Genomic DNA, 20,853 nt, shown 5'->3' on the forward strand with positions numbered 1-20,853 from the left:
AACGCCTTGCAGGTACACCATGACCATCACCCGCCGCGACTTCCTCAACGGCGCAGCCCTCGCCATCGGCGCCGGACTCACTCCGCTGCAACTGCTCCAGGCTGCCCCCTCCGGCCGCTACTACCCGCCCGCCCTCACCGGCCTGCGCGGTAGCCACCCCGGCGCCTTCGAGGTGGCGCACCAGATGGGCTGGGAGAAGAAGGTGTTCGACACCGACGGCCTGAAGATCGAGGAGGAGTACGACCTGGTGGTGGTCGGCGGCGGCATCAGCGGCCTCGCCGCGGCCTGGTTCTACCGGCAGCGGAACCCCGACGCGCGCATCCTCATCGTCGAGAACCACGACGACTTCGGCGGCCACGCCAAGCGCAACGAATTCCAGGCCGGCGGCCGGATGATCCTCGGCTACGGCGGCAGCGAAGCCTTCCAGTCGCCCAAGAGCCTCTACAGCAGCCAGGTCAACGGCCTGCTCAAGCAGCTGGGCGTGGACATCGACCGCTTCGAGACCGCCTTCGACCGCGACTTCTACCCGGGCCTCGGGCTGTCGCGCGGGGTGTTCTTCGACAAGGCTGGCTTCGGTGAAGACAAGCTGGTGACCGGCGACCCGACGCCCATGGTGGCCGACGACATCGCCCCGGAAAAACTCAACGCCCGCAGCTGGCGCGCCTTCATCGAGGACTTCCCGCTGCCCGAGGCCGACCGCGAGGCCCTCATCGCCCTGCACGAAGCGCCCCGTGACTACCTGGCCGGCAAGAGCCGCGAGGAGAAGGAAGCCCACCTCGCCAAGACCAGCTACCAGGACTTCCTGCGCAAGGACGTCGGCCTGAGCGAAGCCGCCACCCGCTACTTCCTCAGCCGCACCAACGACTTCTCCGCCCTCAGCATCGACGCCGTCGCCGCCGCCGATGCCTACGCCGTGGGCTTCCCCGGCTTCGCCGCGATGGACCTCTCGCCCATCAGCGAGGAAGCCAAGGCCGAGATGGAAGAGCCGTACATCTACCACTTCCCCGATGGCAACGCCTCGGTGGCGCGCCTGCTGGTGCGCAGCCTGATACCGGGCGTGGCCTCGGGCAAGGGCATGGACGACATCGTCCTCGCCGACTTCGACTACGCCCGCCTCGACCTGCCCTCCAACGCCGTGCGCCTGCGCCTGAACAGCACCGCCGTCAGCGTGCGCAACCACGCCGGCGCCGTGGACGTGGGCTACAGCCGGGGCGGCCAGCTGCACCGCGTGCGCGCCCGGCACTGCGTGCTGGCCTGCTACAACATGATGATTCCCTACCTGCTCCGCGACCTGCCCGCCCCGCAGGCCCACGCCCTGGCGCAGAACGTCAAGTTCCCGCTGGTGTACACCAAGGTGGTGATCCGCAACTGGCACAGCTTCGCCAAGCTCGGCGTGCACGAGATCTACGCCCCCAGCCAGCCCTACAGCCGCGTCAAGCTCGACTACCCGGTGGACATCGGCGGCTACCGCCACCCCCGCGACCCGGCCCAGCCCATCGGCCTGCACATGGTCTACGTGCCCACCAGCCCCGGCATGGGCATGGACGCCCGCACCCAGGCCCGGGTCGGCCGTGGCAAGCTCTACGCCATGAGCTTCGAGCAGATGGAGGCGATGATCCGCGAGCAGCTCCAGGCCATGCTCGGCCCAGCCGGCTTCGACCACCAGAAGGACATCCTCGCCATCACCGTCAACCGCTGGTCCCACGGCTACGCCTACTTCGCCAACAGCCTGTTCGACGACGAAGACGAGAGCGAGAAGCTGATGAACCTGGCGCGCACCAAGGTCGGCAACGTCACCATCGCCAACTCCGATGCGGCCTGGAGCGCCTACGCGCACGCCGCCATCGACGAGGCCTGGAGGGCAGTGGGCGAGCTGGGCTGACGCAGCGATGAAGGCGCGGGATGCCCACGCCGCCCATGAAAAAGCCCGCCGATCGGCGGGCTTTTTCATGGGTGGGCACTCACTCCTGTATGCGCAGGTGCGAGGTATCCGGCGGCGGCGCAGCCGGGGCGGCCTTGGCCTGGCCCATGTCGCTGCCCACCGGCGCCAGGCTGAACTGGCTCAGGTCGACCTTGGGCGCCTGCGCCTCGGCCTTGGCGTCCTGCAGGTCCGCCCCCACCGGAGCGATGCCGAAGTCAGGCGCGTCCACTTCACTGAACGCCGCCATGTATTCGTCACGCGGCGCCACTTTCAGGCGCCCCACCGGAGCGCTCCCCCCAACCGGCTGGGCCACCGGTGCGCGCGGTGCGGCGACCGGCTCCTGCGCTGGCGGCGGCGCCAGCTCCACTTCCTCGATCTCGACGTCCATCGACACCACGTCCACCACCGCACCGGCACGCTCAAGCGTTGCACGATATTTCTCGGCGGCGGCCTCATCGAGGTTGTTCTTGATCACGATGCGCCTGCCGGAAAACAGCATGGCGATGCGTTGCGCGTCAGCCTGGAAGAGCTTGGCCATGTTGGCCTGCACCAGCTCCAGCCGGGCTCCCGGAACCAGTTGGCCGGAGAAAGCGATCTCGTAGCGGCTCATGGTCACACTCCTGTCCGAAACAGACCGCAGTATGGCGCAGGTTTTTTTCTGCAAACAACAAGTTGCAGCCAAGCAGTTGCTTGTTACACTTGAGCGTCGATGGAGTAATGCAATGTTTTCTCAGGCGCAAACGATAAGAATTCTCAGCCTAATGATGTTACTGGCCCTTCCTTTTTCGGGCCTGACGGGATGTTCCACCTGGATGACCGGCGGCTTCCGCGACCCGGACGTGCGGCTGGTCAAGGTCGATGTGATCAAGGCGAAACTCCTCGAACAGCAGTTCCTGCTGCGCTTTCGCGTGGATAACCCCAACGACGTCAGCCTGCCCGTCCGCGGCCTGGTCTATACCGTCCACCTCAACGACGTGAAGCTCGCTTCGGGCGAGTCCAGCACCTGGTTCACCGTGCCCGCCAATGGCCACGAGACCTTCGATGTCCCGGTGCGCACCAACCTCTGGCGCCACATGAAGTACATCGTCAAGCTCCTGGAGAAGCCCGACGAGCCGATCCACTACCGCCTCGAAGGCGAGGTGAAGACCGGCCTGATGTTCGGCAGGAGCGTGCACCTCTCGCGCAATGGCGAGATAATCCCGGGCAACTACATCCCGGAGTGACCTTTCCATGAGTCAACAACCCCATGTCCATGGCCCCGACTGCAACCACGACCATGATCATGACCACCACCACGATCACGGCCATGTGCACGGCCCGCACTGCAACCACGGCCCGCAGGAGCCGGTGCGCAACCCGCTGAAGGAAGTGGGCCGCAACGATCCCTGCCCCTGTGGCAGCGCGAAGAAGTTCAAGAAATGCCACGGCGCCTGAACCGCGCCAGTGCAACCAAGGCCCGTCTAGCACGGGCCTTTTCGTTGGGGTCGGGAATCCTTTAGGCTGGCCGCCCACTTCCTGAGGAGTCCCAAGATGATTGATCTCTACTACTGGACCACCCCCAACGGCCACAAGATCACGCTGTTCCTCGAGGAGACCGGCCTCCCCTACCGGATCCACCCCATCGATATCGGCAAGGACGAGCAGTTCCAGCCGCACTTCCTCAAGATCGCCCCGAACAACCGCATCCCCGCCATCGTCGACCACGCCCCGGCGGACGGCGGCGAACCGCTCTCGCTGTTCGAGTCCGGTGCCATCCTGCTCTACCTCGCCGAGAAGACCGGGAGCTTCATCCCCGTCGACCTGCGCGGCCGCGAGGAAACCCTGCAGTGGCTGTTCTGGCAGATGGGCGGCCTCGGTCCGATGGCCGGGCAGAACCACCACTTCAACCGCTTCGCCCCGGAGAAGGTGCCCTACGCCATCCAGCGCTACGTGAAGGAGACCGCCCGCCTCTACGGCGTGCTCGACAAGCGCCTGGCCGACCGCGCCTTCGTCGCCGGCGCCGAGTACGGCATCGCCGACATGGCCATCTATCCCTGGATCGTCCCGCACACCTACCAGGAACAGGACCTCGACGACTTCCCCAACCTCAAGCGCTGGTTCCAGAGCATCCAGGCCCGCCCGGCCACGATCCGCGCCTATGAGCTGGTGGAAAAGATCAACCCCGCCGCCGCTAAAAAGTAGGGCCAACGGCGCTTGCGCAGTGCGAGGCCGCTCTCTAACGTAGCGCGTTTGAAAACCGCCGCCTCTTCGGGAGATACAGCTCCATGGCCTCGCCTGCGCCCAAGCGCTTCCTGCCTCGTTTCTGCCTGGCCGCCGCCCTTGGCGCCATGGTCGCGCTGACCGGTTGCCAGTCCTGGCTCGACAGCCGCTACTCCGACAGCCTGCCCCCCACCTCCGGCTTCAAGCCGGTCAAGGGCCTGGCGCAGAGCGTCTCCATCCGCCGCAACCCGCTGGGCATGCCGCTGATCGAGACCACCACCTTCCACGACGCCCTGTTCGCCATGGGCTACGTGCACGCCTCCGACCGCCTCAGCCAGATGGTCGGCCTGCGCCTCATGGCCGAGGGCCGCCTGGCCGAGATGGCCGGCCCCGGCGTGCTGGAGGTGGACCGTTTCATGCGTGCGGTGAACCTGCGCAAGAGTGCCGACATCCTCTACAAGAACGCCTCCCCGCGCCTGAAGTCCTTCTTCGAGGTCTATGCGCGCGGGGTCAACGCCTACCTCTTCCAGTACCGCGACAAGCTGCCGATGGACCTCGCCGAGTCCGGCTACAAGCCGGCCTACTGGAAACCCGAGGACTCGGTGCTGGTCTTCACCCTGCTCAACTTCGGCCTGGCGGTGAACCTGCAGGAAGAGATCGCCTCGCTGGTCATGGCGCAGAAGGTCGGCGCCGACAAGGTCGCCTGGCTGCTGCCCATCTACCCGGACGAGGACCTGCCGTTCGACGAAGCCGACAAGCTCAAGGGCCTCAACCTCGGCGGGCAGATCCAGGGCCTGGCCGCCATCGACCAGGCCGCCGGGCAGCTGGCCGGCCTTAACATGCTCGGCGTCGCCGCCTCGAACAACTGGGCCATCGCGCCCCAGCGCACGCGCAACGGCAAGAGCATCCTCGCCAACGACACCCACCTGCCGCTGGCCATGCCCTCGTACTGGAACTTCATGCAGATCCGCTCGCCGAAGTTCCAGGCCGCAGGCGTCACCATCGCCGGCGTGCCCGCCGTGGTCGCCGGCTTCAACGGCAAGCTGGCCTGGGGCATGACCATGGTCATGGGCGACAACCAGGACCTCTACCTGGAGAAGGTCAAGCGCGAAGGCAGCCGCCTCTACTACCTGGCCGACGGCAAATGGCAGCCGGCCATCGAGCGCAACGAGACCTTCTTCATCAAGGGCGAGCGGCCGATCCGCGAAACCCTCTACGAGACCCGCCACGGCCCGCTGCTCAACTCCGTGCTCGGCCAGCGCAAGCACCCGCTGCAGCCCCTGGAGATGAAGAGCGGCCTGGGCATCGCCCTGAAGACCGCGCAGTTCGAGAACGACCAGACCCTGGACGCCTTCTTCGACCTGTCCCGCGCGCAGTCCGTCGAGCAGGCCAGCGAGGCGACGCGCTCGATCCGCGCCATCGGCCTCAACCTGCTCACCGCCGATGCCCAGCACATCGCCTGGCAGGTGACCGGCCGCTACCCCAACCGTCGCGAAGGCCGTGGCCTGATGCCCTCCCCCGGCTGGGACAGCCGCTATGACTGGGACGGTTTCGCCGACCCCATGCTGCACCCCTATGACCAGGACCCGACCCAGGGCTGGCTCGGCACCGCCAACCACCGCACCGTGCAGGGCGGCTATGGCGTGCAGCTGTCCAACTCCTGGTTCTACCCGGAGCGGGCCGAGCGCATCGCCCAGCTCGCCGGCAGCGGCAAGCACGACACCCGCAGCACCATCGCCATGCAGTACGACCAGACCACGCCCTTCGCCGCCAAGCTCAAGGCCATGTTCGAAGACCCGGCCATGGCCCAGCCGCTGAAGAAGGCCATCGACGCCCTGCCCACGGCCGAGCGCGACAAGGCCCGCGAAGCGCTGAGCCGCCTGCTGGCCTTCGATGGCGACCTGCGCCCGACCTCCGCCGATGCGGTGTTCTACGAAGCCTTCCTGCAGGAAAGCGCCAGGCAGATCTTCCAGGACGAGCTCGGCCCCGAAGGCAGCCCGGCCTGGCAGGCCCTGGTGGAAACCGCCAACCTCTCCTACTCCGCCCAGGCCGACCACCTGCTGGGCCGCGCCGACAGCCCCTTCTGGGACGACGTGCGCACGGCGCAGAAGGAAGACAAGCCCGCCATCCTCGCCCGCAGCCTGGCCGCCGCCGTCAGCTTCGCCGAAGGCAAGCTCGGTGCCGACCGCAAGGCCTGGCAATGGGGCAAGCTGCACAGCTACACCTGGGCCACCGACACCACCCGCCTCGCGCCCTTCATGAGCGCCAGCCAGCGCACCGGGATCAACGCCATCCAGGGCTACCTGGACCGTGGCCCCTACCCGGCCGGCGGCGACATGAACACGCTGAACGTCTCGGCCTACGAGTGGGGCAACGACTTCGACACCTGGCTGATCCCGGCCATGCGCATCATCGTCGACTTCGGCCAGCCGGAACCCATGATCGGGCTCAACAGCTCCGGCCAGTCCGGCAACCCGGCCAGCCCCAACTACGCCGACGGCATCGACGCCTGGCTCAAGGCCCGCTACATGAGCTTCCCCTTCCAGTCGCAGAACCTGGACAAGGTCTACGGCACCAAGCGGCTGATGCTCACCCCGCAAAAATGATCGCCCGGGGCGGGAACTAACCGCCCCGGCACGGTCTATGTAAGCGGACTTACTCCATAGATCACATTCTTTCAGGGCGCCCTCACCGGCGCCCTTTCTTTTGCCCGCGAAAAGGCCACCGCTGCGCTGTAGGTTGGGCCGAGGCACGAAGCCCAACGCGTCCAGGCCGATCCCAGCCGCGATGTTAGGCCTCGCCCGGCACCAACCGACGAACGCAGCCCGAACGTAGCCCGGGCTTCAGCCCGGGAGATCGGCAAGAAGGGAAAGGGGGAAAACCAGAAGCAACGGCCCATGCATTGCACATGGGCCGCCGTCGAGGGTCAGGACGCCTTCGGCTTCACCGGTGCCTTGGGCGCAGGCTTCTGGAAGGGGTACAGGTGCTGGCGCAGGATGCCGTCCGGCAGCGGCTTGCCGAACACGCCGTAGCGGGTCGGCCATTCCTTGGGCGGCAGCTTGAAGGTGCCGAACAGCATGTCGACGATCGGCAGGTGGATCGCGTAGTTCTTGTAGATGTAGTCCGGGTGCCGGGCGTGGTGCCAGTGGTGGTAGCGCGGCAGCACCAGCAGGTAGTTCAGCCAGCCGCCGTCGATGCGCACGTTGGCGTGGGCCAGCACCGCCTGCACGCCCACCAGGATCACGTAGGCATTCATCGCCTGGGGCGAGAAGCCCATCAGCATCAGCGGCACCAGCACCCCGGTGCGGGTCAGCAGGATTTCTACGAAGTGGATGCGCGAGCCGGCCAGCCAGTCCATCGCCGTGCTCGAGTGGTGCACCGCGTGGAAGCGCCACAGCCAGGGCACCACGTGGTACAGGCGGTGCAGCCAGTACTGGCCCAGGTCCGCCACCAGCACCGCGAGGATGAACTGCAGCCAGATCGGCAGCGACTGCACGCCCGCCTGGAAGGCCGGCGACACCGCCCAGCCACCCAGCAGCGTGGACGAGGCGGTGACGAAGATCAGGATGAACTGCACCAGCATGTGGCTGACGAAGAAGTACGCCAGGTCCGTGCGCCAGTGGGGACGCAGGATGTTCTGCTGCGGGTCCTTGGCGTAGAGCTTCTCCAGCGGGATGAAGACGATGGCCGAGACCAGCAGCGCCAGCACGAACCAGTCCAGCCCCAGGGAATAGGGGGTCTGGCCGATGGTCTCGAACTGGATGTTGGTGCCACCGAGGAACACCGCCAGGCCCGAGGCGGCGATGCCGGTGAAGCCCAGCCGCTTGCGGCGGTTGAGCAGGATGTTGAGCGTGCCCAGGGAGAACGACGCCACCAGCCCCACCAGCAGCACGCTACGGGCGAACTGCTCGCTGTAGACCTTGCGGAACTCGGCGAAGGTCAGCCACTCGGGGAACAGGAAACACAGCACCGCGCAGAGGCTGAGCAGCCCCAGCGCCGCGGAAAGATAACCGCTGATACGACCCTCGCCGATCCGGAACGGATCATGACCGTGGCGCTGGAAATAGGCCTTGATCGCCTGCATTCGCACATCCTCCATGAAGTCGGCAGAAAAGCCGCTCCCGATCTTGACGTCCACACCAAGCTCCAGGCCACCTGTTCCGACGAACACCCGGGGCTTGTGTGACCTGTGTCGCGGTCCCGAGGCGAACTTGCCAGCCGAACCAACCGAACCCGACCATGCTCATAGACATGAGCCCACAACGAGGCAGCCCCATGGACCTGGTCGTCGCGAGGCCCGAAGGCCTCTACTGTCCGCCCGGTGACTTCTACATCGACCCCTGGAAACCGGTGGAACGTGCCGTCATCACCCACGGCCACGGCGACCACGCGCGCACCGGCAGCGGCCACTACCTGGCGACCCGTGCCGGCGAAGGCATCCTGCGTGCGCGCCTGGGCGACATCCGCCTGCAGACCCTCGACTACGGCGAGCGCCTGGAGCATGGCGGCGTCACCCTCAGCCTGCACCCGGCCGGCCACGTGCTTGGCTCGGCCCAGGTGCGCCTGGAGTACCGGGGTGAGGTGTGGGTGGCTTCCGGCGACTACAAGACCGAGGCCGACGGCACCTGCGCGCCCTTCGAGCCGGTGCGCTGCCACTGCTTCATCACCGAATCCACCTTCGGCCTGCCCATCTACCGCTGGCAGCCGCAAGCCGCGCTGTTCGCCGAAATCGACGCCTGGTGGCGCGCCAACCAGGCCGCCGGGCGCGCCAGCGTGCTGTTCTGCTACGCCTTCGGCAAGGCCCAGCGCATCCTCCACGGCATCGACGCCAGCATCGGCCCGATCCTCGTCCACGGCGCCATGGAGCCGCTCAACCGGGTCTACCGCGAAGCCGGCGTCGCCCTGCCGGAAACCCGCTACGCCGGCGACATCGCCCGCAACGATCCACTGCTGCGCCAGGCCCTGGTCATGGCCCCGCCCTCGGCCGGCGGCAGCACCTGGATGCGCCGCTTCGGCGACTACAGCGACGCCTTCGCCAGCGGCTGGATGATGCTGCGCGGCACCCGCAGGCGGCGCGGCGTGGACCGTGGCTTCGTGCTCTCCGACCACGCCGACTGGCCCGGCCTGCTCTGGGCCATCGAGCAGAGCGGCGCCGAGCGGGTGTTCGTCACCCACGGCTCGGTCAACGTGCTGGTGCGCTACCTCTGCGAACAGGGCCTGGACGCCCAGGCCTTCAGCACCGAATACGGCGACGAGGACGAACCGGCCAGCGCCCCGGAGGCGACGCCGTGAAGGATTTCGCCGAGCTCTACGGCCGCCTCGACGCCAGCACCTCCAGCAACGCCAAGCTGGCCGCCCTGCAGGACTACTTCGCCAGCGCCCCCCCCGAGGACGCCGCCTGGGCGGTGTACTTCCTCAGCGGTGGCAAGCCGCGCCAGCTGGTGCCGGTGCGCCAGCTGCGGGAAATCACCCTGGCCATCACCGGCCTGCCCGAGTGGCTGTTCGAGGAGAGCTACCAGGCGGTGGGCGACCTGGCCGAAACGATTTCCCTGCTGCTGCCGCCCAGCGTCCAGCGCTCCGACGAGGGCCTCGCCACCTGGGTCGAGGAGCACCTGCTGCCCCTGCGCGGGTTGCCGCCGGCGGAACTGGCCGCCCGCCTGCCGCCGCTCTGGGCACGGCTCGACCGGCTGAGCCTGCTGGTGTGCCTGAAGCTGGTCACCGGGGCCTTCCGGGTCGGCGTCTCGCGCCTCCTGGTCACCCGCGCCCTGGCCAACCTCGCCGGCCTCGACCCCAAGCGCGTCGCCCAGCGCCTGGTCGGCTACACCGACGCCTCGCGCCCGCCCAGTGCCCAGGGTTATGCCCGGCTCATCGCCGCACAGAGCGAGGCCGAGCACCTGGAGCGCGGCGGCCTGCCCTACCCCTTCTTCCTCGCCCACCCGCTGCAGGCAGAGGTGGCGTCCTTCGCCGACCTGCTCGGCCCGCCGGCGGACTGGCTGGTCGAGTGGAAATGGGACGGCATCCGCGCCCAGCTGGTGCGCCGCGACGGCCACCTGTGGATCTGGTCGCGGGGCGAGGAGCTGGTCAGCGAGCGCTTCCCCGAACTCCACGGCCTGGCCCACGCGCTGCCGGACGGCACCGTGATCGACGGCGAGATCCTGGTGTGGAAGGACGGCCGCGTGCAGCCCTTCGCCCTGCTGCAGCAACGCATCGCCCGCAAGCGCCTGACGCGCAAGGTGCTCGACGACGCCCCCGTGCGCCTGGTGGCCTACGACCTGCTGGAGTGGCGTGGCGAGGACTGGCGCCAGCGCCCCCTGGCCGAACGCCGCGAACGCCTGGAGCAATTGCTGGAGGAAATCAGCGACCCGGTGCTTGGGCTGTCCCCCGAGGTACGCGGCGAAGACTGGGCCGACCTCGCCCGCCAGCGCGAGGGCGCCCGCGCCCTCGGCGTCGAAGGGATGATGCTCAAGGCCCGCGACGCGCTGTACGGCGTCGGCCGCACCAAGGACCAGGGCACCTGGTGGAAATGGAAGCTCGACCCCTACAGCGTCGACGCCGTGCTGATCTACGCCCAGCGTGGCCACGGTCGCCGCGCCAACCTCTACACCGACTTCACCTTCGCCGTCTGGGAGGGCGAGGACGCCAGCGCCGAGCGCGCCCTGGTGCCCTTCGCCAAGGCCTACTCGGGCCTCACGGACGAGGAGATGCGCAAGGTCGACGCCATCATCCGCCGCACCACGGTGGAAAAATTCGGCCCGGTGCGCAGCGTCACCCCCACCCTGGTGTTCGAACTGGGCTTCGAGGGCATCGCCCTGTCCAAACGGCACAAGAGCGGTGTCGCCGTGCGCTTCCCGCGCATGCTGCGCTGGCGCCAGGACAAACCGGTGGCCGAGGCCGACACCCTCGCCAGCCTCCAGGCCCTGCTGGCCGATGTCGCGCCGGAGCCCGAGGCTTGAGCCGCGCCCCCCGCCCCTCCTCGCGCTGGTTCGGCGACCGTGGCTGGCGCCCCTTCGCCTTCCAGAAAAGCCTCTGGCGCGCCGTCGCCCAGGGCCGCTCCGGCCTGCTCCACGCCACCACCGGCGCCGGCAAGACCTACGCCGCCTGGTTCGCCGCGCTCGATGTGCTGGCCGGCGCCGCCCCCACCCGCAAGGAGCGTGGCAAGGGCCAGGTGCTACCGCTCTCGGTGCTGTGGATAACCCCCATGCGCGCCCTGGCCGCCGACACCGCCCGCGCCCTGCAGGCGCCCATCGACGAACTCGGCCTGCCCTGGAGCCTGGGCCTGCGCACGGGCGATACCGGCAGCGCCGAGCGGGCCCGGCAATCGCGCAACCTGCCCAGCGTGCTGGTCACCACGCCGGAAAGCCTGACCCTGCTGCTGACCCGCGCCGACGCCGCCCAGGCCTTCGCCGGGCTGCGCATGGTGGTGGTCGACGAATGGCACGAGCTGCTCGGCAACAAGCGCGGCGTACAGCTGCAACTGGCCCTGGCGCGGTTGCGCCTGTGGAACCCCGGGCTCGCCACCTGGGGCCTCTCCGCCACCCTGGGCAACCTGGACCACGCGCTGCAGGTGCTGGTGCCCGACGGCAACGGGCTTCTGCTGCAGGGCGAACAACGCAAGCGCCTGGAGGTGGACACCCTGCTGCCGGCCAACGTCGAGCGCTTCCCCTGGGCCGGGCACATGGGCCTGCGCATGCTGCCGCAGGTGGTCGCGGAGCTGGAGTCCAGCGCCAGCAGCCTGGTGTTCACCAACACCCGCGCGCAGTCCGAAGCCTGGTACCAGGCCCTGCTGGCGGCGCGGCCGGACTGGGCCGGGCTGATCGCCCTGCACCATGGCTCGCTCTCCCGCGAGGTGCGCGAGTGGGTCGAGAACGGCCTCAAGCAGGGCCGGCTCAAGGCGGTGGTGTGCACCTCCAGCCTCGACCTGGGGGTCGACTTCCTCCCCGTGGAGCGGGTGCTCCAGGTGGGCACCGCCAAGGGCGTGGCGCGGCTGATGCAACGGGCCGGCCGCTCCGGCCACGCACCGGGCCGCGCTTCGCGGGTGACCCTGGTGCCCACCCACAGCCTGGAACTGGTGGAGGCGGTGGCCGCGCGCCAGGCCATCGCCGAGCGCCGCATCGAAGCACGCCTGAGCCCGGAAAAGCCGCTGGACGTGCTGGTCCAGCACCTGGTCAGCATGGCCCTGGGCGGTGGCTTCCAGGCCGAGGCGATGCTCGCCGAGGTGCGCAGTTGCTGGGCCTACCGCGCCCTGGGCGACGACGAATGGGCCTGGGCCCTGGCCTTCATCCGCCACGGCGGCCACTCCCTCACCGCCTACCCCGAATACCGCCGCGCCGAGCCCGACGACAGCGGCCTGTGGCAGGTGCCCAGCGCACAGCTGGCGCGGCGGCACCGGCAGAGCATCGGCACCATCGTCAGCGACGCCAGCCTGCAGGTGCGCTTCTGGGGCAAGGGTGGCGCCGCCGGCTCCCTGGGCAGCATCGAGGAAGGCTTCATCTCGCGCCTGCGTCCGGGCGACGCCTTCCTCTTCGCCGGGCGCCCGCTGGAGCTGGTGCGGGTCGAGGACATGACCGCCTACGTGCGCCGCAGCGCCGCGCGCAAGGCCGCCATCCCGCGCTGGAATGGCGGGCGCATGCCGCTTTCCAGCGAACTGGCCGACGCCCTGGTGCACCAGTTGGGCGAGGCCGCGCGGGGCCATTACGACAGCCCGGAGCTGAAACTGACCCGGCCGCTGCTGGAGTTGCAGCAGGCCTGGTCGGCGCTGCCCGACGAGCACAACCTGCTGGCCGAGCGCCTGAAGAGCCGCGAGGGCTGGCACCTGTTCCTCTACCCCTTCGCCGGCCGCCAGGTGCACCTGGGCCTCGCCAGCCTGCTGGCCTGGCGCCTGGCCCGGCAACGGCCCGTCAGCTTCTCCATCGCCGTCAACGACTACGGCCTGGAGCTGCTGGCAGCCACCGAGGTGGACTGGGCCGAGTGCCTGCGCCTCGGGCTGTTCAGCGAGCACGCGCTGCTCGACGACCTGCTGCACAGCCTCAATGCCAGCGAGCTGTCGCGGCGGCGCTTCCGCGAGATCGCCCGCATCGCCGGGCTGGTGTTCGCCGGCCGTCCCGGCGCCAGCAAGAGCACACGCCAGCTGCAGGCCTCCAGCGGGCTGTTCTTCGACGTGTTCCGCCAATACGACCCGGACAACCTGCTGCTGCATCAGGCCCGCGAGGAGGTGCTGCGCCAGGAGCTGGACCTGCCGCGCCTGGAGGATTGCCTGCAACGCATCCGCGAGCGCGAGCTGCGCCTGGTGGAGGTGGCGCGCCCCACCCCGCTGGCCTTCCCGCTGCTGGTGGAACGCTTCCGCGAGGGCCTGAGCAGCGAGAAGCTGGCCGACCGCATCGCCCGCATGGTCGAGCAACTGGAACGCGCCGCCGACCAGCCGCCACGCCGGAGCCGCGCGCGATGAACACCGCGCTGGAGGTGGAACTGGCCGGCACCCGCGTCCTGCTGCTGGCCGACCGCGCGCTGTACTGGCCCGAGGAAGGCTGCCTGCTGGTGGCCGATATCCATTTCGGCAAGGCCGCCAGCTTCCGTCGCCTCGGCCAGCCGGTGCCCAGCGGCACCACGGCAGAGAACCTGCGCCGCCTGGACCGGCTGCTGCACCAGCATGGCTGCCGCCGCCTGGTGTTCCTCGGCGACTTCCTGCATGCCCGCCAGGGCGCCGAGGCGCCGCTCTGGCCGGTGCTCACCGCCTGGCGCGCCGGGCATCCGCACCTGGCCATCGACCTGGTGCGCGGCAACCACGACCGCCATGCCGGCGACCCGCCCGCCGCGCTCGGCTTCAGCCTGCACCACGAACCGCTGGCCCTGGGGCCCTTCGCCCTGCAGCACGAGCCCGAGCCGCACCCGGCGCTGCACGTGCTGGCCGGCCACCTGCACCCGACCTTCCGCCTGCGCGGCCCCGGCCGCCAGAGCCTGCGCCTGCCCTGCTTCCGCCTCGGCGAGCGGCTCAGCCTGCTGCCGGCCTTCGGCGAGTTCACCGGTGGCATGGACCAGGCCATGGATAACGCGACGCGGGTCTTCGTCTGCGGCGACGGCGGCGTCTGGCCCGCCTTCCCCGGCTGACGCCGCCTGGCTTGATGGCCTATGGATGGCCGCAGGATGTCGTCTTTTTTGCTGTTTTTCTGAACTTACGCGCCAGGGAGCACTCAGAACCTATGCATTGTTCATTGCTCCCTGGCGCCCACGTTGGCGCCTATTTTTTTGCCCGGAATTCGCCGTCGCCGTGCCGTCAGGACAACACGCTACGGTCGAAGGTGAACACGCCGCCTTGCGCCGGGCAGTGCTCCAGCACCTTCTGCGGGCGGCCCATTTTCGGGTGGTTGTGCTCGCCGGTGTCCAGCACCCAGCCCTGCCCTTTCATCTTCTCCAGGCGCCCGCGCAGGGTGGTGTGCTGCACCGCCTGGCCGAGGCAGGCCTGGAAGGCGCCCAGGGCCTCGGTCACGGTGAAGCGCCGGGGCAGCAGGTGCAGCGGCAGGGAGGTGTAGACCGACTTGCCGGCCAGCCGCTCACGGGCCTGGCGCACCAGTTGGTCATGATCGAAGGGCAACCCGCAGGCCTCGTCCAGCGGCAGGAAGCGCAGGTCGGCGTCACTCAGTTGCGTGTCGGGCTCCAGCAGCGCGAGGTAGAAGGTCGACAGCGACCAGCCGCGCGGGTCGCGCCGGGCATTGCCCACGGTGGCCACCTGTTCCAGGTGCTGCGGGCGCACCCGTGCCTTCTCCGCCAGGGCCCGGGTGGCGGCGGCGTCCAGGTCGGCGTCGTCGCAGCGGCCGTTGACCAGCACGCCCGGCAGCGCCCACTCGCCCTCGAAGGGCGCCTGGGCCCGGCGGATCAGCAGCAGCTCCAGCCCCTGGGCCTCGTTCAGGCGCAGCGCGACGATGTCGACGCTGGCCAGTACCTGTGCAGAACTCATTGCAGCTCCCTATAGATATCCAGTTCACCCTGCACTTCCGGCAGGCACCAGGCCGGCGGCAGCGCCAGGCCCTCGCGCAGGTGCAGGCGGATGGCCGAACTGTGCAGCAGCAGCGTCTCGTCCGCCACCAGCAGGCCGAAGCGCTCGCGCAGTTCCGCCCCGCGATGGAAGCCCGCCACCTGGGGCAGGTTGTCTTCGCCTATGACCAGGGCGATGTCCCCCGGCGCTACACCGTACTCACCCGCCAATGCTTGCAACAGGTCGTAGCTGTACACCGCCGCCGCGCCCGGGGCCAGCCGCGCCTCGATGGCGTCGCAACGCACCCGCGCGGGGTCGATGCGTGTCGCCAGGCGCTCCAGCCAGGCGCAGCGCAGGGCGAAATCCACCATGCGCTTGCCGTGGGCGTGGCGGTGGCTCGGCACCAGCAGCACCTGCTCGGCGCACTCCAGTACCCGGCGCACCACGCTTTCATGGCCCGGGTGGGGCGGATCGAAGGCACCGCCGTACACCGCCAGGCGGAAGCGCACCGGGGCCGGAGACGCGCTGCCCGCCGGGTAGGCCCGCAGGCTGGGATCGGGAAAATCCTGCCGACTGTTTCTCATCGCTGTCCTCCTGCGATCAAAGAGTGCTTGACGACATATTACACGAGATGGAATATGTAGCCAGCCGCAACCGAACGAGGAACGCAGCCATGAAAATCGCCAGCTTCGATGTCGACGCCCAGAAAGGCTTCACCCCCCTCTGCCCCGCCGAACTCCCGGTGCCGGGCGGCGACGAGATCGCAGCGCACCTGAACCTGCTGGCCCGTCGCGCCGAACTGCGCATCGGCAGCAAGGACGCCCACAGCCCGCAGGCCGCCTGGGTCGTGCCCAGCCACGACCAGATGCTCGCACCGCTGCCCCTGGCCAACGCCGACATCACCTGGGTCAGCCACTGCGTACCGGGCACCGCCGGCTTCGAGCTGCTCGACGAGCTGCCCCAGCCGCTGGACTACGACTACTTCGTGTGGAAGGGCGTGGAGCCCGACCTGCACCCCTACGGCGCCTGCTACCACGACCTGGCCGAGCGCCGCAGCACCGGGGTGATCGAATTCCTCCGGCAGAACGCGGTCAGCCATGTACTGGTGGGCGGCCTGGCGCTGGACTACTGCGTGAAGACCACCGCGCTGCAACTGCGCCGCGCCGGCTTTGCGGTTATCGTCTACCTCCCGGCGTGCCGGGCAATCGCCGAAGCCACGGCCGAAGCCGCGCGGCTGCAGATGAACGAACTGGGCATCACGCTGTGCGCCAGCGAGGCCGAACTGGACGCCTTGCTGAACAGCATCGAGAAGGAGAGCTGATCATGGCCGAGAGCGTGTTTTCCGACCGCATCGTGCAGAACCTGCTGGACACCGATTTCTACAAGCTGACCATGATGCAGGCGGTGCTGCACAACTACCCCAACGCCGAGGTGGAGTGGGAATTCCGCTGCCGCAACGCCGAGGACCTGAAGCCCTACCTGGCGGAGATCCGCTACCAGATCGAGCGCCTGTCGGAGATCTCCATCACCGCCGACCAACTGGCCTTCCTGGAGCGCATCCCCTTCATCAAGCCGGACTTCACCCGCTTCCTCAGCCTGTTCCGCTTCAACATGCGCTACGTCCAGGCCGGCATCGAGGACGACCAGCTGTGCATCCGCCTGCGCGGCCCCTGGTTGCACGTGATCCTCTTCGAGATCCCGCTGCTGGCCATCGTCAGCGAGGTGCGCAACCGCTACCGCTATCGCGAGGTGATCCTCGAACAGGCCAGCGAGCGCCTGTACCAGAAGCTCGACTGGCTCAAGGGCGAAGCCAGCGCCAGCGAGCTGGCGGGCTTCCAGATCGCCGATTTCGGCACCCGCCGGCGCTTCTCCTACCGGGTGCAGGAAGAGATGGTGCACATCCTCAAGCGCGACTTCCCCGGGCGCTTCGTCGGCACCAGCAACGTGCACCTGGCCCGCGAGTTCGACATCAAGCCCATCGGCACCATGGCCCACGAATGGCTGATGTCCCACCAGCAACTGGGCCCGCGCCTGATCGACAGCCAGATCGCCGCGCTGGACTGCTGGGTCCGCGAGTACCGGGGCCTGCTGGGCATCGCCCTGACCGACTGCATCACCACCGATGCCTTCCTCAAGGACTTCGACCTGTACTTCGCCAAGCTCTTCGACGGCCTGCGCCACGACTCCGGCGACCCGCTGGAATGGGCCGAGAAGTGCATCCGCCACTATGAAAGGCTCGGTATAGACCCGCAGACCAAGACCCTCGTATTCTCCGACGGCCTCGACCTGCCCAAGGCGCTGGAGCTGTATCGCGCCCTGCACGGTCGTATCCACGTCAGCTTCGGTATCGGGACCAACCTGACCTGCGACATTCCCGGTGTCGTGCCCATGAACATCGTGATCAAGATGACCGCCTGCAACGGCCAGCCGGTGGCGAAGATCTCCGATACCCCGGGCAAGACCCAGTGCCGCGACGAGAACTTCGTCGCCTACCTGAAACACGTATTTCGCGTATCAGATGCGCGCTAGCGCCGAGGAACCATCATGAGCAATCGCCAGAAAGAGATAGCCGCCGCCCTGGATGTGGTGCCCCCCTTCGCCGACGACGCCGCCCTGCAGGCAGAGATCGAGCGGCGCAAGGCCTTCATCAAGACCTGCCTGCGCAATGCGCGGCTCAAGGTGCTGGTGCTGGGCATCAGCGGTGGCGTGGATTCGCTGACCGCCGGCCGCCTGGCCCAGCTGACGGTGGAGGAACTGCGCGCAGAGACCGGCGACCCGGATTACCGCTTCATCGCCGTGCGCCTGCCGCACAACACCCAGCACGATGAGCATGACGCCCAGGAATCACTGAAATTCATCCGCGCCGATGTCGAGGACACGGTGAACATCGCCGCCAGCGTGATCGGCCTCGGCGAGCAGGTCACCCACCTGCAGGCGCTGAGCGACGCCCGCCGTGACTTCGTGGTCGGCAACGTCAAGGCGCGTATCCGCATGGTCGCGCAGTTCGCCATCGCCAACGCCAACAACGGCCTGGTGATCGGCACCGACCACGCCGCCGAGGCGGTGATGGGCTTCTTCACCAAGTTCGGCGACGGCGCCTGCGACCTGGCACCGCTCTCCGGCCTGGTCAAGAACCAGGTGCGCGCCATCGCCCGCTACCTGGGTGCGCCGGACAACCTGGTGCAGAAGGTGCCGACCGCCGACCTCGAAGAGCTGCGCCCCGGCAAGCCGGACGAGGAAGCCCATGGCGTCAGCTACGCCGAGATCGACGCCTTCCTGCACGGCGAGGCCGTACGCCAGGAGGCCTACGACATCATCGTGCGCACCTACGACGCCACCCAGCACAAGCGCGACCTGCCGCTGGTGCCCTGAGGCGCTACACCACCGGAGCGGGCGGCGGCGGGTCGGGAAGGGTCGGTTCGCCCGGTTCGTGGGGCTGAGTGGGTTCACCCGGCTCCTCCGGGTCGCCCGGCCCCGGCACCTGTTGCAGCACCAGCGACGGGTCGCTATGGGCGAGGATGGCGTCCACCAGCGCACTGGCACTGGGCGTCAGGGCTTCGAGGATGATCTGGGAGCGCATGGCGTTCCTCCGGCGTTCACAGTGGCTTCAAGCAGTAGAGCCCCGTGATCGCTGAAGAATTCCGCCTATTTGCGCCTCCGCCTCGTAGCCCGGGCTTCAGCCCGGGGCTCTTCCCGAGGCGCTCTCAACGCGGGTCGTTGAAGTGCACGGTGATGGAGACCAGCACCGGCTGCTCCTCGTCGCCCTGGCGGTACTCCGGCTCGAAGCCATAGCCCAGCCAGACCTCGCTGCCGTTCTTGACCACCAGGTCCGAACGCTCGTCGCCGGTGCCTTCCAGCCCTTGCAACCAGGGGCCGACCTGCTCGCGGCGCTGGCCCAGGTGCAACTGGCCGTCCAGGCTGAAGCGCCAATCCGCGCCGCGCTCGCCCACGCCCTGCATCCAGCCGAGGAACAGGCTGTCGTTGTAGCCGCTCAGCTCCCAGCAGCGCACTTCGCGCAGGCGGTCGCCAAGGAACACCAGCATCATCGAATTGCCATACAGCAGCCCGCGCCGCTTGCCGTACATGGGCAGCTCGGCCGTGGGCGTGCCCAGGCGCTCGACGAACTGCGCGCGGGTGGCGCTGGCGGGCAGGCCGAATGCCCCGGTACCGCTGAGCACGGAAAGCTCCGCAGCCTGCAACGACGAGAAAACGCCCAGGCCGAGGGTGAGCAGGAGGGATTTGAGCAGGTTCATTCGTCAGGTTCCTTTGACTGGATAGAGCCATGAAAAAGCCGGGCATGGGCCCGGCTTTGGTCGCAACGCAGGTGGCTCAGGCCTTGGGCAGGGTGACGCCGGTCTGGCCCTGGTACTTGCCGCCGCGGTCGCGGTAGGAGACTTCGCAGGCTTCGTCCGACTGCAGGAAGAGCATCTGCGCCACGCCTTCGTGGGCGTAGATCTTCGCCGGCAGGTTGGTGGTGTTGGAGAACTCCAGGGTCACGTGACCTTCCCACTCCGGTTCCAGCGGGGTGACGTTGACGATGATGCCGCAGCGCGCGTAGGTGCTCTTGCCCAGGCAGATGGTCAACACGTCACGCGGGATGCGGAAGTACTCGACGGTGCGGGCCAGGGCGAAGGAGTTCGGCGGGATGATGCAGACGTCGCTGTTGATGTCGACGAAGCTCTTCTCATCGAAGTTCTTCGGGTCGACCACGGCGGAATGGATGTTGGTGAAGACCTTGAACTCGGCCGCGCAACGCACGTCGTAGCCGTAGCTGGACACCCCGTAGGAAATCACCCGGCTGTCGTCCGCGCCGCGCACCTGGCGCTCGACGAAGGGCTCGATCATCCCGTGTTCCTGGGCCATGCGGCGAATCCACTTGTCCGATTTGATGCTCATGGCGGGGGTCCTGTGAAGGTGAAAAATGATCGCGAATCTTACCGGGCGCGGGCCTTTCGGGCAAAGGGCAGCGACCGGTAGCGTGCCCTGCCGCCCAGTGCCGCCGAGCGGGGCTTGTGGCGGCGCCGTCGAGTGCGCCACTGTTGGCCCGCCCTTGTGGAGAAAGGACCCACCATGACCCCCTGGCTGATCATTCCCGGCCTGTTCTTCGCCGTCTTTTCCTTCTCGTTCTTCAAACGCCGCCGCGCAATCGGCCGGGAACGCTTCATCCGCGAGTTCCGCCCGGCGCCCTGGCTGTTCGACGAACTGCGCAAGCGCCACCCGCAACTGAGCCTGGAAGACTGCATGCTGGTGAGCGCCGGCCTGCGCCAGTACTTCCTCTGCTACCTGAAGAGCGGCTTCGGCTACGTCTCCATGCCCTCCCAGGTGGTGGACGACCTGTGGCACGCCTTCATCCTCGACACCCGCCAATACAAGCGCTTCTGCCAGAAGGCCTTCGGCCGCTTCCTGCACCACCGCCCGGCGCGCACCCTTTCGGGCAACGCCCGCCAGGCCGACGCCGGCCTGCGCCGCTGCTGGTGGTACGCCTGTGAGCAGGAGCGCATCGACCCGCGCAAGCCCGGCCGGGTACCGCTGCTGTTCGACCTGGACAGCCGCCTGGGCATCGTCGGCGGCTTCCTCTATGTGGCCGATTGCAAGGGCGTGCGGCGCAACGACGGCGGCGACGCGGGCAGCGGCGTCATCTACTGCGGCGGGGACTTCGTCGGCGCCGACTCGGGCTACGGCTCCAGCGACTTCGGCGATGGCAGCGGCACGAGCGGCAGCCATCAGGGCGGCGATTCATCGAGCGATGGGGGCGGTTCGGACG

The 20,853-nt window shown here is 68.3% G+C and carries 20 protein-coding genes; 13 read left to right on the forward strand and 7 right to left on the reverse strand.

What is annotated here, in order from left to right:
• Positions 1-19 precede the first annotated feature (19 nt).
• Positions 20-1,882 carry an FAD/NAD(P)-binding protein gene (locus DMX10_RS17805; RefSeq protein ID WP_111262321.1) on the forward strand — a complete coding sequence of 621 codons (1,863 nt, stop codon included), beginning with the start codon at positions 20-22 and terminating at the stop codon, positions 1,880-1,882.
• Between the two features lie 79 nt (positions 1,883-1,961).
• Here DMX10_RS17805 and DMX10_RS17810 read toward each other — a convergent pair whose 3' ends face one another.
• On the reverse strand, positions 1,962-2,531 hold the full coding sequence (locus DMX10_RS17810; protein ID WP_111262322.1) for a hypothetical protein: 570 nt from the start codon (positions 2,529-2,531) through the stop codon (positions 1,962-1,964).
• A gap of 112 nt (positions 2,532-2,643) precedes the next feature.
• Here DMX10_RS17810 and DMX10_RS17815 point away from each other — a divergent pair, with 112 nt between their 5' ends.
• The 4 genes from DMX10_RS17815 to DMX10_RS17830 all read left to right on the forward strand — a co-directional run bounded on the left by DMX10_RS17815 (position 2,644) and on the right by DMX10_RS17830 (position 6,726).
• Entirely contained in the window at positions 2,644-3,144 is a 501-nt protein-coding gene (locus tag DMX10_RS17815) for an LEA type 2 family protein (RefSeq protein ID WP_111262323.1), read from the forward strand.
• Between the two features lie 7 nt (positions 3,145-3,151).
• Entirely contained in the window at positions 3,152-3,355 is a 204-nt protein-coding gene (locus tag DMX10_RS17820) for an SEC-C metal-binding domain-containing protein (RefSeq protein ID WP_111262324.1), read from the forward strand.
• A gap of 96 nt (positions 3,356-3,451) precedes the next feature.
• A complete protein-coding gene (locus DMX10_RS17825; protein WP_111262325.1) occupies positions 3,452-4,102 on the forward strand; it encodes a glutathione binding-like protein in 651 nt (216 codons plus the stop codon).
• An 83-nt stretch (positions 4,103-4,185) separates the two neighbouring features.
• Entirely contained in the window at positions 4,186-6,726 is a 2,541-nt protein-coding gene (locus tag DMX10_RS17830; RefSeq protein ID WP_111262326.1) for a penicillin acylase family protein, read from the forward strand.
• Between the two features lie 320 nt (positions 6,727-7,046).
• Here the strand turns inward: DMX10_RS17830 and DMX10_RS17835 are convergent, their stop codons facing one another.
• Positions 7,047-8,204 (reverse strand): sterol desaturase family protein, encoded by a 1,158-nt coding sequence (locus DMX10_RS17835; RefSeq protein ID WP_111262338.1) that lies wholly within the window; start codon positions 8,202-8,204, stop codon positions 7,047-7,049.
• A gap of 191 nt (positions 8,205-8,395) precedes the next feature.
• On the opposite strand from DMX10_RS17835, the gene DMX10_RS17840 reads away from it, so the two are divergent.
• From DMX10_RS17840 to pdeM, 4 genes are read left to right on the forward strand one after another with little or no spacing between them, the layout of a single operon-like run.
• Positions 8,396-9,412 carry a ligase-associated DNA damage response exonuclease gene (locus DMX10_RS17840; RefSeq protein WP_111262327.1) on the forward strand — a complete coding sequence of 339 codons (1,017 nt, stop codon included), beginning with the start codon at positions 8,396-8,398 and terminating at the stop codon, positions 9,410-9,412.
• Entirely contained in the window at positions 9,409-11,073 is a 1,665-nt protein-coding gene (locus DMX10_RS17845) for an ATP-dependent DNA ligase (protein WP_111262328.1), read from the forward strand. The genes DMX10_RS17840 and DMX10_RS17845 overlap by 4 nt, the downstream gene beginning before the upstream one ends.
• Positions 11,070-13,565, forward strand: a complete 2,496-nt coding sequence (locus tag DMX10_RS17850; RefSeq protein ID WP_111262329.1) for a ligase-associated DNA damage response DEXH box helicase — start codon at positions 11,070-11,072, stop codon at positions 13,563-13,565. The genes DMX10_RS17845 and DMX10_RS17850 overlap by 4 nt, the downstream gene beginning before the upstream one ends.
• The gene (gene pdeM, locus DMX10_RS17855) at positions 13,562-14,224 is read left to right on the forward strand and encodes a ligase-associated DNA damage response endonuclease PdeM (protein WP_111262330.1); all 663 of its coding nucleotides are present in this window, start codon (positions 13,562-13,564) and stop codon (positions 14,222-14,224) included. The genes DMX10_RS17850 and pdeM overlap by 4 nt, the downstream gene beginning before the upstream one ends.
• 166 nt (positions 14,225-14,390) lie before the next feature.
• Here the strand turns inward: pdeM and DMX10_RS17860 are convergent, their stop codons facing one another.
• Together DMX10_RS17860 and DMX10_RS17865 are read right to left on the reverse strand one after the other, a co-directional pair.
• Positions 14,391-15,071 (reverse strand): NUDIX domain-containing protein, encoded by a 681-nt coding sequence (locus DMX10_RS17860; RefSeq protein WP_111262331.1) that lies wholly within the window; start codon positions 15,069-15,071, stop codon positions 14,391-14,393.
• Positions 15,068-15,673: an adenylyltransferase/cytidyltransferase family protein gene (locus DMX10_RS17865; RefSeq protein ID WP_111262332.1), complete on the reverse strand. Its 606-nt coding sequence runs from the start codon at positions 15,671-15,673 to the stop codon at positions 15,068-15,070. The genes DMX10_RS17860 and DMX10_RS17865 overlap by 4 nt, the downstream gene beginning before the upstream one ends.
• A gap of 47 nt (positions 15,674-15,720) precedes the next feature.
• On the opposite strand from DMX10_RS17865, the gene DMX10_RS17870 reads away from it, so the two are divergent.
• Genes DMX10_RS17870 through nadE form a run of 3 tightly spaced genes read left to right on the forward strand, consistent with a single transcriptional unit; the run spans position 15,721 to position 18,461 of the window.
• The gene (locus DMX10_RS17870) at positions 15,721-16,410 is read left to right on the forward strand and encodes a nicotinamidase (RefSeq protein ID WP_371921703.1); all 690 of its coding nucleotides are present in this window, start codon (positions 15,721-15,723) and stop codon (positions 16,408-16,410) included.
• A 2-nt stretch (positions 16,411-16,412) separates the two neighbouring features.
• A complete protein-coding gene (pncB, locus tag DMX10_RS17875; protein WP_021219191.1) occupies positions 16,413-17,618 on the forward strand; it encodes a nicotinate phosphoribosyltransferase in 1,206 nt (401 codons plus the stop codon).
• Between the two features lie 15 nt (positions 17,619-17,633).
• Complete coding sequence (gene nadE, locus DMX10_RS17880; protein WP_111262334.1) at positions 17,634-18,461, forward strand: ammonia-dependent NAD(+) synthetase; 828 nt, start codon at positions 17,634-17,636, stop codon at positions 18,459-18,461.
• Positions 18,462-18,465: 4 nt separating this feature from the next.
• Here nadE and DMX10_RS17885 read toward each other — a convergent pair whose 3' ends face one another.
• The 3 genes from DMX10_RS17885 to dcd form a co-directional block, all read right to left on the reverse strand.
• Entirely contained in the window at positions 18,466-18,669 is a 204-nt protein-coding gene (locus DMX10_RS17885) for a hypothetical protein (RefSeq protein ID WP_021219189.1), read from the reverse strand.
• Positions 18,670-18,793: 124 nt separating this feature from the next.
• On the reverse strand, positions 18,794-19,342 hold the full coding sequence (locus DMX10_RS17890; protein WP_236204627.1) for a hypothetical protein: 549 nt from the start codon (positions 19,340-19,342) through the stop codon (positions 18,794-18,796).
• A gap of 76 nt (positions 19,343-19,418) precedes the next feature.
• On the reverse strand, positions 19,419-19,985 hold the full coding sequence (dcd, locus tag DMX10_RS17895; protein WP_016491514.1) for a dCTP deaminase: 567 nt from the start codon (positions 19,983-19,985) through the stop codon (positions 19,419-19,421).
• 174 nt (positions 19,986-20,159) lie between these two features.
• Here dcd and DMX10_RS17900 point away from each other — a divergent pair.
• Positions 20,160-20,853, forward strand: a 694-nt coding sequence (locus DMX10_RS17900; RefSeq protein WP_111262335.1) for a hypothetical protein, incomplete at its 3' end; no start/stop codon positions are given.

It is taken from the genome of Pseudomonas sp. 57B-090624, assembly GCF_003234055.1.
In the GTDB taxonomy this organism is placed as follows: domain Bacteria; phylum Pseudomonadota; class Gammaproteobacteria; order Pseudomonadales; family Pseudomonadaceae; genus Metapseudomonas; species Metapseudomonas tohonis.

What these genes read in the sequence shown, in the direction of transcription:
- DMX10_RS17885 (WP_021219189.1), bottom strand. Translation starts at nt 18,669, where the DNA reads ATGCGCTCCCAGATCATCCTCGAAGCCCTGACGCCCAGTGCCAGTGCG.
- DMX10_RS17860 (WP_111262331.1), bottom strand. Translation starts at nt 15,071, where the DNA reads ATGAGTTCTGCACAGGTACTGGCCAGCGTCGACATCGTCGCGCTGCGC.
- DMX10_RS17840 (WP_111262327.1), top strand. Translation starts at nt 8,396, where the DNA reads ATGGACCTGGTCGTCGCGAGGCCCGAAGGCCTCTACTGTCCGCCCGGT.
- DMX10_RS17835 (WP_111262338.1), bottom strand. Translation starts at nt 8,204, where the DNA reads ATGCAGGCGATCAAGGCCTATTTCCAGCGCCACGGTCATGATCCGTTC.
- DMX10_RS17890 (WP_236204627.1), bottom strand. Translation starts at nt 19,342, where the DNA reads ATGAACCTGCTCAAATCCCTCCTGCTCACCCTCGGCCTGGGCGTTTTC.
- DMX10_RS17825 (WP_111262325.1), top strand. Translation starts at nt 3,452, where the DNA reads ATGATTGATCTCTACTACTGGACCACCCCCAACGGCCACAAGATCACG.
- DMX10_RS17810 (WP_111262322.1), bottom strand. Translation starts at nt 2,531, where the DNA reads ATGAGCCGCTACGAGATCGCTTTCTCCGGCCAACTGGTTCCGGGAGCC.
- DMX10_RS17815 (WP_111262323.1), top strand. Translation starts at nt 2,644, where the DNA reads ATGTTTTCTCAGGCGCAAACGATAAGAATTCTCAGCCTAATGATGTTA.
- DMX10_RS17870 (WP_371921703.1), top strand. Translation starts at nt 15,721, where the DNA reads ATGGAATATGTAGCCAGCCGCAACCGAACGAGGAACGCAGCCATGAAA.
- DMX10_RS17830 (WP_111262326.1), top strand. Translation starts at nt 4,186, where the DNA reads ATGGCCTCGCCTGCGCCCAAGCGCTTCCTGCCTCGTTTCTGCCTGGCC.
- nadE (WP_111262334.1), top strand. Translation starts at nt 17,634, where the DNA reads ATGAGCAATCGCCAGAAAGAGATAGCCGCCGCCCTGGATGTGGTGCCC.
- DMX10_RS17865 (WP_111262332.1), bottom strand. Translation starts at nt 15,673, where the DNA reads ATGAGAAACAGTCGGCAGGATTTTCCCGATCCCAGCCTGCGGGCCTAC.
- pncB (WP_021219191.1), top strand. Translation starts at nt 16,413, where the DNA reads ATGGCCGAGAGCGTGTTTTCCGACCGCATCGTGCAGAACCTGCTGGAC.
- DMX10_RS17805 (WP_111262321.1), top strand. Translation starts at nt 20, where the DNA reads ATGACCATCACCCGCCGCGACTTCCTCAACGGCGCAGCCCTCGCCATC.
- pdeM (WP_111262330.1), top strand. Translation starts at nt 13,562, where the DNA reads ATGAACACCGCGCTGGAGGTGGAACTGGCCGGCACCCGCGTCCTGCTG.
- DMX10_RS17820 (WP_111262324.1), top strand. Translation starts at nt 3,152, where the DNA reads ATGAGTCAACAACCCCATGTCCATGGCCCCGACTGCAACCACGACCAT.
- dcd (WP_016491514.1), bottom strand. Translation starts at nt 19,985, where the DNA reads ATGAGCATCAAATCGGACAAGTGGATTCGCCGCATGGCCCAGGAACAC.